Raw genomic sequence first — 4294 nt, 5'->3', positions numbered from 1 at the left:
GGTCCGGCGCGGGTGCCGGCTGCTCGGTGTCCATGCCCACCATCGTGGGCGCGGCCCCCGTCCGCCCAGTAGTGCGATCGCCCCTTGACGACCCATGACATATGTCAGGGGTTCGCCACGGACCCCGCGTCGGAGCCTCACCCGGCCGTCTCCCCCGCCCCGCCGTCGCCCGTCCCGGGTGGGCCCCCTCCGCGGCCCCGAGAGGAACTACTCCTGGACGATGACCAGTTCGCCCTCTCCGACGGGTTCCTCGAAGGCGGCGAAGTAGCGTTCCAGGATCTCGTCGGAGACGGTGACGCTGTTCGCGTCGTTCCTCCGGTTGCGGTCGTTCAGCCGCCGTCGCAGGGTCTCCAGGTCGGCCTTGAGGCGGACCAGCTGCCATCGGCAGCCATGGCTCTCGATCAGGGCCTTGTACCGGTCCCGGGTGGCCCGGCTCCAGAAGCTGTAGTCGATGACGACGGGCAGCCTCGACTCCATCAGGCGGATCAGCACCTCCCACAGCTCCTGCTCCACGGCGGACTTGAGCTCTTCGTACTCGGCCGGGTCGAGGCCCGCGGCGTCGCGGCCGACACGCGCCCACACCACCTCGTCGATCGACAGCCTGGTGTAGCCGCGGCGTTCAAGCGCCCGGGCGTAGGTGCTCTTGCCCGAACCGGGCAGGCCGCACATCATCACCACCAGACCGCGCTCGGTGCCGTCCAGCTGCGGCAGGACATCCGCCTGTTCCATGCCGGTGAGGCTAACGGGCGCCGGACGGTGACGCCCGGGCGTTTCCGGCGCGGCGCCGGGCGGGTACGCGGATCGCATCCGCCGCACGGGCAGCCGCGGCAGGGTGGCCGATCTCGTCGCGCCGCCGGCCGGACGCGGGCGGACTGCGCCGGGCGGCCGTCACCCGGCGGCCGGGCCGCCGCCACCGAAGAAGCCGATCATCATCTCCAGACCCCGTTCGCCGAACATGGCGTCCAGGGCGGCGGCGGACTCGGCGGCCGACGCCTCGCTGCGGGGGAAGAGCGCCTTCTCGTACGCGGCCAGGCCGGCCTCGATGTCTCCGGGGTGGTCGGCGACGGCCCGGCCGAGTTCGGCACCGTCGAGCATCGCCAGGTTGGCGCCCTCGCCGGCGAACGGGGACATCAGATGGGCGGCGTCGCCGAGCAGGGTCACCCCCGGGGTGCGTTCCCAGCGGTGCCCGACGGGCAGGGCGTGGATGCGGCGCGGCACCAGCGCCCCGTCGGCGTCGCCGACCAGGTCGCGCAGTCCGTCGTCCCAGCCCTCGAAGTGCGTGAGGACCGCGGCCTTGGCGGCCGCCGTGTCATCGAAGTCGACGGTGTCCAGCCAGCCCTCGTCCGCCTTGAGCGCGGTGTGGACGTGGAGGCTGCCGTCGGTCTCCCGGTGGGCGAGGAAGCCGCGCCCGCCGCCCAGGCAGACGAAGAACCCGCCGCCGACGAGGGCGGCGCTGCGCGGGTGGCGGAGGTCGGCGTCGTGCAGGTCCGTCTCCACGAAGGAGATGCCGGTGTAGACCGGCACGGCGTCCGAGACCAGCGGCCGGATCCGGGACCAGGCACCGTCCGCACCGATGAGGAGGTCGGTGGTGACGGCGGAGCCGTCGGCGAAGGTCACCTGGTGGCTGCCGTCACCCAGCGGGCGGGCCCCGGTCACCTTGCCGCCCCAGCGGATCGTGCCGTCCGGCAGGGAGTTCAGCAGCAGGTCGCGCAGGTCGCCGCGGTCCACCTCCGGGCGCCCTCCCCGGCCGTCGTCCTCCTGCGAGATGTGGACCGTGCCGTCGGGGTCGACCAGGCGCATGGCCTCTCCGCCCCGGTGGATGATCTCGCGGAAGCCCTCGTGGAGACCGGCGGTGTGCAGTGCCCGCTGTCCGCTCTCCTCATGGATGTCGAGCATGCCGCCCTGGGTGCGGACCGCCGCGGACGCCTCTCCTTCGAAGACCGTCGCCCGGATGCCGGCGGTGTGGAGGACCCGGGCGGCGGTGAGTCCGCCCAGGCCTCCGCCGATGATCGCGACGGGGTGGTGGGTGCTCGTACTCATCGGGGCCTCCGGGAGGTCTGCGGCGCGCAGGTGCTTCTGCGGCGGGTTCGCGTTGCCCTCCCCACCGTAACGAACACGTTCGTTCCGAACAAGTTCGCTCGCGGGTGGCTGGGGCGGACCCTTCGCTGCACAAGGCGGTCAGTGGCCGACCGGCGCCGGATCGTTCCGGGGCGTACGGTCGGGCCCGGTGCGCAGGACCCGGGCGCCCACAGCGGTGGTCGCGCAGAGCACGGTCAGCAGGACGAAGGCGTGGCCGAGCGCGACGAGGTGGGTCAGCCAGCCGATGACGGCGGGACCGGCGAGCATGCCGACATAGCCGAGCCCGGCGACGCGGGAGACATTGGCGCCGGCGGCAGCGGGATCGGCGTGCCCGGCCGCGCTGAACAACTGCGGTACGCAGCCCGACAGGCCCAGGCCGAACAGCGCCCAGCCCGCGAACGCGGCCCACATCCACGGGCCCAGAGCCACAAGCGTGATGCCGACAGCGGCCGTGATCGCGCCGTGGCGCAGGATCGCCGTCGAACCGAACCGGGCGGCGAGACGGTCGGCCAGCAACCGGCCGATGGTCATGGCCGCCGCGAAGGTGCCGTAGCCGAAGGCGGCAGTGCCGGCCGGCGCACCCAGGACGTCCTTGAGGTGCAGCGCGCTCCAGTCGTTGGCGGCGCCCTCGCAGAGCATGACCATCAGCGCCAGGACGGCGAGCAGCCAGACCCGCCCGGCGGCGCCGCGGTGCGCGGCGGCAAGCGCCTTCCGCGTCTCCTCCGTTGCGCCGGCGCTCGCGGCGGCGGGGGCGACGGGCAGCAGGGCACGTGCCGACGCCAGGGCGATCACGACGCCCAGGACTCCCATGGCGGCCATGCTCGCGACCGGGTCGAGGCCGGCGCTCGCGGCACCCGCTCCGGCGAGGGAGGCGAGGACGCCGCCGACCGAGAAGGTGGCGTGGAAGCCCGACATCACGGGGCGGCCGTACGCCTTCTCCACGTGCACGGCGTGGGCGTTCATGCTCACGTCCAGGCAGCCGTTGCAGAAGCCGAAGGCCAGGAGGGCACCGGCCAGCGCCCACGGATCCCGGGCGAGGCCCGGCAGTACCAGGGTCACGCCGCACAGGACCCCGCCGGCGGGCACCACCACGCGTGCACCGAGGCGGTCGGTCAGCGGGCCGGCCACCTGCATGCCGGCGAAGGCCCCCAGCCCGAGCAGCACCAGCAGCCCGCCCAGCGTGGCGTGGCTGATGCCCACCCGTTCCTCGACGGCCGGGATGTGCACCACCCAGGCGCCCATCAGGGTTCCGCACAGCACAAAGTAGACATAGGTCGCCACACGGGCGGCTCGCAGCGCACGTTCCATGACGCTCACCGTAACGAACATTACTAATGTTCGAAAGGCGGGATAACGAACAGCTTGATTGTTCGTTCTTTGGTGGTGTTCAATCACTGCATGAGCAACGCAGACCGGCACGGGCTGATCGCCAAGGCCGTCAGGGACTCCGGCGGCGCCACGGTCCAGGAGCTCGCGGAGCTGACGGGCGCCTCGGAGATGACCATCCGGCGCGACCTCGACACACTGGCCGCACAGGGCGTCCTCGAACGCGTCCGCGGTGGGGCGCGCACGCTGCTGCTCAGGGGCGAGGAGCCCCCGTTCGCGCTGCGCGCCCACGAGGCGGTCGACGCCAAACGCCGGATCGCCGCCGAGATCTCCGCACTCGTCGCCGACGGCGAGAGCATCCTGCTGGACAGCGGCACCACCTGCCTGGAGGTCGCCCGGCTCCTGCGCGAGCGTCCCGTCACCGTGATGCCCCTGTCCCTCCAGGCCGTCCACCTGTTCGCCGAGACACCCGGCCCGGCCACCCTGGTCGTGCCCGGCGGACAGCCCCGCGCCGCCGAGGGCGCCCTCACCGGCCCCCTCACCCTCGCCTCGCTGGCGGCGCTGCGCTTCGACACCGCGGTCATCGGCTGCTGCGGACTGAGCGCGGCCGACGGCCTCACCGCCTACGACCTCGACGACGCCGCGGTGAAGAAGGCGGCCATCGCCTCCGCCCGCCGCATCCTCGTCGCCACGGACGGCGGCAAACTCGGCCGCACCGCCTACGCCTACGTCGGCCCCTCCAGCCTCCTGCACACCCTCGTCACCGACGCCACCGCACCCGCCGACGAGATCGCCGCACTCGAAGGCGCCGGCACCCTGGTCAAGACCGTCTGACCACCCCTGCCGCCCGGACACCGCACGGGCGGGACGGGAGCGGTCCTCACCGGCC

4 protein-coding genes are annotated in these 4294 nt (G+C 73.1%); 1 reads left to right on the top strand and 3 read right to left on the bottom strand.

The window, feature by feature from the left end; all coding sequences use genetic code 11:
* Positions 1 to 207: 207 nt before the first annotated feature.
* The 3 genes from AOK09_RS25375 to AOK09_RS25365 all read right to left on the bottom strand — a co-directional run bounded on the left by AOK09_RS25375 (position 208) and on the right by AOK09_RS25365 (position 3387).
* Positions 208 to 729: an AAA family ATPase gene (locus AOK09_RS25375; RefSeq protein WP_055589562.1), complete on the bottom strand. Its 522-nt coding sequence runs from the start codon at positions 727 to 729 to the stop codon at positions 208 to 210.
* Positions 730 to 888: 159 nt separating this feature from the next.
* On the bottom strand, positions 889 to 2040 hold the full coding sequence (locus tag AOK09_RS25370) for an FAD-dependent oxidoreductase (RefSeq protein ID WP_055589561.1): 1152 nt from the start codon (positions 2038 to 2040) through the stop codon (positions 889 to 891).
* Between the two features lie 138 nt (positions 2041 to 2178).
* Positions 2179 to 3387 carry an MFS transporter gene (locus AOK09_RS25365; protein ID WP_245687474.1) on the bottom strand — a complete coding sequence of 403 codons (1209 nt, stop codon included), beginning with the start codon at positions 3385 to 3387 and terminating at the stop codon, positions 2179 to 2181.
* 90 nt (positions 3388 to 3477) lie between these two features.
* Here AOK09_RS25365 and AOK09_RS25360 point away from each other — a divergent pair, with 90 nt between their 5' ends.
* Positions 3478 to 4239, top strand: coding sequence for a DeoR/GlpR family DNA-binding transcription regulator (locus AOK09_RS25360; RefSeq protein ID WP_055589559.1), 762 nt, complete (start codon positions 3478 to 3480; stop codon positions 4237 to 4239).
* Positions 4240 to 4294 lie beyond the last annotated feature (55 nt).

This window comes from Peterkaempfera griseoplana (assembly GCF_001418575.1).
Taxonomy (GTDB): domain Bacteria; phylum Actinomycetota; class Actinomycetes; order Streptomycetales; family Streptomycetaceae; genus Peterkaempfera; species Peterkaempfera griseoplana.
Note: the sequence above shows the minus strand (reverse complement) of the source record. Positions and strands in the feature narration are given on the sequence as shown.

Excerpts from the sequence above, each read along its gene's own strand:
- AOK09_RS25375 (WP_055589562.1), bottom strand. The coding sequence starts at position 729 with ATGGAACAGGCGGATGTCCTGCCGCAGCTGGACGGCACCGAGCGCGGT.
- AOK09_RS25370 (WP_055589561.1), bottom strand. The coding sequence starts at position 2,040 with ATGAGTACGAGCACCCACCACCCCGTCGCGATCATCGGCGGAGGCCTG.
- AOK09_RS25365 (WP_245687474.1), bottom strand. The coding sequence starts at position 3,387 with ATGGAACGTGCGCTGCGAGCCGCCCGTGTGGCGACCTATGTCTACTTT.
- AOK09_RS25360 (WP_055589559.1), top strand. The coding sequence starts at position 3,478 with ATGAGCAACGCAGACCGGCACGGGCTGATCGCCAAGGCCGTCAGGGAC.